Source organism: Shewanella sp. SG41-4 (assembly GCF_014164505.1).
GTDB lineage: Bacteria > Pseudomonadota > Gammaproteobacteria > Enterobacterales > Shewanellaceae > Shewanella.
Genome location: NZ_JACJFI010000309.1, coordinates 1 through 4,038, shown reverse-complemented (window position 1 = coordinate 4,038; position 4,038 = coordinate 1). Strand labels below are relative to the sequence as shown.

Annotated in this window: 3 protein-coding genes; 1 reads left to right on the top strand and 2 read right to left on the bottom strand. The window is 38.2% G+C overall.

The features are described 5' to 3' along the window. On the bottom strand, positions 1–325 hold a 325-nt coding region (locus H5202_RS18670; protein ID WP_182773389.1), incomplete at its 3' end, for a DUF480 domain-containing protein. 105 nt (positions 326–430) lie between these two features. Continuing rightward, a complete protein-coding gene (locus H5202_RS18665) occupies positions 431–1,264 on the bottom strand; it encodes a CvfB family protein (protein WP_182773388.1) in 834 nt (277 codons plus the stop codon). Positions 1,265–1,845: 581 nt separating this feature from the next. Between H5202_RS18665 and speA the strand changes: the two genes are divergently transcribed. Further along, the gene (gene speA / locus H5202_RS18660; RefSeq protein ID WP_182773387.1) at positions 1,846–3,756 is read left to right on the top strand and encodes a biosynthetic arginine decarboxylase; all 1,911 of its coding nucleotides are present in this window, start codon (positions 1,846–1,848) and stop codon (positions 3,754–3,756) included. Positions 3,757–4,038 lie beyond the last annotated feature (282 nt).

Genomic DNA, 4,038 nt, shown 5'->3' with positions numbered 1-4,038 from the left:
GTCCCCGTAATAACAACACACAAATTATAGCGACTTCAGCACTGCTAAATTGCAATTCACTGAATTCAGTATTACAAAAGCGATGCTTATATTTTACGCCTCGGCTGCCGAAACCAGATTGCTCGCTGAGTAAGCGTTTTTTGGTAAGGTCGTCTAATACCGTTTTCACTTCAGATTCGCTCAGAGACAGCACAGGTTCGCGGCTACTTTTTTGATTACATGCTAAGGCGAGTGAATTTAATGACAGAGGATATTGATCAGGAGTCGTGAGTTCTTTTTCGAGTAAACATCCGATAACTCTAGCTTCTAGTGAGGTTAATTCCATACACAGTATCCTTTTAATAAAAAGCATGATTCTATTACTTGTATAACAGAGGCATGCTTTTTCTCAAAGGATTGGGCTAGTTTACCGAGGCTAATCGATTATTGTTCACACAGTTAGGCGAATACCGTCACTTTCGATAGTGATTTCACCTGCTTTAAATAAGCCACCGATTGATTTTTTAAAGGCTTTTTTACTCATGCCGAGTTTGTCATAAATGACATCGGCATCTGTTTTATCATGCAGTGGTAAAAAACCATTAGCACTGCGCAATTTATTAATGATCAAACGGGCATTTTTATCTAGCTCGTCTTTATCACCTTTTTGCAGCACAAGATCAATTTTGCCATCACTGCGTATTGTTTTGATATAACCAGTGACTTTTTGGCCAAATCGCAATTTTTGGAAAACTTCGTTAGTGTAAATTACGCCCCAATGAAGGTTGTTAATAATGGCTTTGTAACCTAGCTCTGTAGTGCCGCCGATGATTAAATTAACCTGTTCACCTACTGTGTAGTGAGCTTCTGTTTTATCGACAAACTTATCCAGTTTTGAGGATGCCATAATACGTTCGTCGGCATGGTTAGCATGTACATAAACTAAGTATGAATGGCCTTCTTCAGCCGGTTTATGTTGCTCGCCAAAAGGGAGTAATAAATCTTTGTCTAATCCCCAATCTAAAAATGCGCCAAATGGGCCCGTGGCTATCACTTTTAAATAAGCATACTCACCCACTTGAGCTAACGACTTTTGGGTGGTAGCAATCACAATATCTTCAGAGTCTAGATAAAGAAACACATCTACCATATCACCGACATTACAACCGGTAGGGACAAATTTATTAGGAAGCAAGACTTGTCCAAGCTCTTGAGCATTTAGATAAACCCCAAAATTAACTTGTTTAACAACTTCTAATGAATAACGTTTACCGATTTGTATCATGAATGACTCTACTTTAATTAAAAATGAAAAGATGATCTTAAGAAAAACACGTAATTATACACGTAAATTAAGCTCACGTTGTGCCAATTAATCGCTATCGAAAATCATTTGGGCTGATCGCCTTGTTTGTTGAAGTTTATGACCACGATTGTAGACGAATTTTTATGGTAATTAATCGGTAATTAACTTGCATTACACACCATTGCAGGTTTTAATTGCGCCGTTTTTACAAAGGCTAAAAATGTGGTTGGTTATCAAATGAAAATGAACTAATTACAGACCTAGTCAGTAAAATACTTGTTACAGCAGCGAACCAATGTTCAGCTGCCAAAATTTGCATGCTTTGTGAATTTCTGCGTAAGATGCTCATTATATGAAGATGTGAAACTTGATAACAATGACGATATGATATTGGGCCATTTTATAGTCGCTTTATTTTGTCTGTCACAGGTTTACAGCCATAATAGTGCTGAATAAACTATTTTATTTCTTGGATAGCATTGTTGTGTTATCTGGATTTTTAACAAGCAGAAGCCACTTTTGGTCAACTGCTAACTTTGATACAAATACGGAAAATAATTATGTCTGATTGGTCTATCGAAGATGCTCGCTCGGGTTATAACGTGACTCACTGGAGCCAAGGTTTTTATGGTATTCGTGAGGATGGCGAAGTGACAGTGTCACCTAACCCACAAAATCCTGATCATAAAGTTGGCTTAAATGAATTAGCCAAAAGTATGGTCGAAGCAGGTGTCTCGTTACCGGTATTAGTCCGTTTCCCGCAAATCTTACACCATAGAGTGGAAAGCTTATGCGAAGCATTTAATGATGCAATTAAGAAGTACGATTATCAAAATGATTACTTGTTAGTTTACCCAATCAAAGTAAATCAACAAAAAACGGTAGTTGAAGAAATTTTAGCTAGCCAAAAATCAAAAGAAGTCCCTCAGTTAGGACTTGAAGCCGGTAGTAAGCCAGAATTAATGGCTGTACTTGCTATGGCGCAAAAAGCCAGTTCAGTCATTGTATGTAATGGCTATAAAGATAAAGAATATATTCGTTTAGCACTTATTGGCGAGAAGCTTGGCCATAAGGTGTATATCGTTCTGGAAAAAATGTCAGAACTTAAAATGGTATTAATAGAAGCTGAAAAGCTTGGTATTACACCACGTTTAGGTTTACGTGTGCGTTTGGCTTTCCAGGGCAAAGGCAAATGGCAAGCTAGCGGTGGTGAAAAGTCCAAATTTGGTTTGTCTGCAGCACAAGTGTTGAAAGTTATAGCTGAATTGAAAAGTGCTAATATGCTTGATTCTCTACAGTTACTGCACTTCCATTTAGGTTCGCAAATTGCAAATATTCGTGACATTCGCCAAGGTGTAAGTGAAGCAGGTCGTTTTTACTGTGAATTGCGCCAACTCGGTGCCAGTATTGATTGTTTTGATGTGGGCGGCGGGTTAGCGGTTGACTATGATGGCACTCGTAGTCAAAGCAATAACTCAATGAATTATGGTTTAAATGAGTATGCTAACAATATCGTCAATGTATTAACCGATTTATGTAATGAATACGAGCAACCAATGCCACGTATTATTTCTGAATCTGGTCGCCATTTAACGGCGCATCATGCAGTGTTGATTACCGATGTTATTGGTACTGAAGCGTACCTTCCAGAGAATATCCAAGAACCAAGTGAAGACGCACCGCAATTGCTCCACAATATGTGGCAATCTTGGTTAGAAATAAGTGGTCGTTTTGATCAACGTGCGATTATTGAAATTTATCACGATAGTCAAAGTGATATTTCTGAAGCGCATTCATTGTTTGCTGTGGGTCAATTAAGTTTGGCTGACCGAGCATGGGCAGAACAAGCTAATTTACGTGTTTGTCATGAAGTGAAGGGATTATTAAGTAACAATAACCGTTATCACCGTCCAGTGATTGATGAATTAAATGAAAAGTTAGCCGATAAGTTTTTCGTTAACTTCTCTTTATTCCAGTCATTGCCTGATGCATGGGGTATTGATCAAGTGTTCCCAGTGTTGCCATTATCGGGTTTAGATAAAGCACCTGAGCGCCGTGCAGTTATGTTAGATATTACCTGTGACTCTGACGGTATTGTTGACCAATACGTAGATGGACAGGGAATTGAAACCACATTACCAGTACCAGCGTGGAGTGCCGACAGCCCATACTTGATAGGTTTCTTTATGGTGGGTGCATACCAAGAGATTTTGGGTGATATGCATAACTTGTTTGGCGATACTAACTCTGCTGTTGTTCGCATTGATGAGCGTGGTTTAAGCCAGATTGAATCTGTTTTAGAAGGCGACACAGTTGCTGACGTTTTACGTTATGTGAATTTAGATGCGGTTGATTTCATGCGCACTTATGAAGAGCTTGTGAATCAACATATTGTTGAAGATGAGCGTGCCAGCATTCTAGAAGAGTTACAGTTAGGGCTTAAAGGTTACACTTACTTAGAAGATTTTTAATCTATCGACTAGGCGATATTAACTTATTATAAAAAAAGCCTAGTGACCTCAGGTTGCTAGGCTTTTAAGTTGATAAGTGGTTGCAACTACTCAGGCAGTTGTCATTTAACCCTATACCATCGTTGAAAATTCTCATTCAAATAAATAGATTATGTGTTTTTGCCTTGAGTTATGTATAAATTGCTTATTCTTGAGAATTTACGTTGTATTTTTATACGAACATCTCTAATTAGAACAGGTGCTGAGTAGTTACAAATGTTTTTTGAAGGTTCAGAGAAAAAG

What these genes read in the sequence shown, in the direction of transcription:
- H5202_RS18665 (WP_182773388.1), bottom strand. Translation starts at nt 1,264, where the DNA reads ATGATACAAATCGGTAAACGTTATTCATTAGAAGTTGTTAAACAAGTT.
- speA (WP_182773387.1), top strand. Translation starts at nt 1,846, where the DNA reads ATGTCTGATTGGTCTATCGAAGATGCTCGCTCGGGTTATAACGTGACT.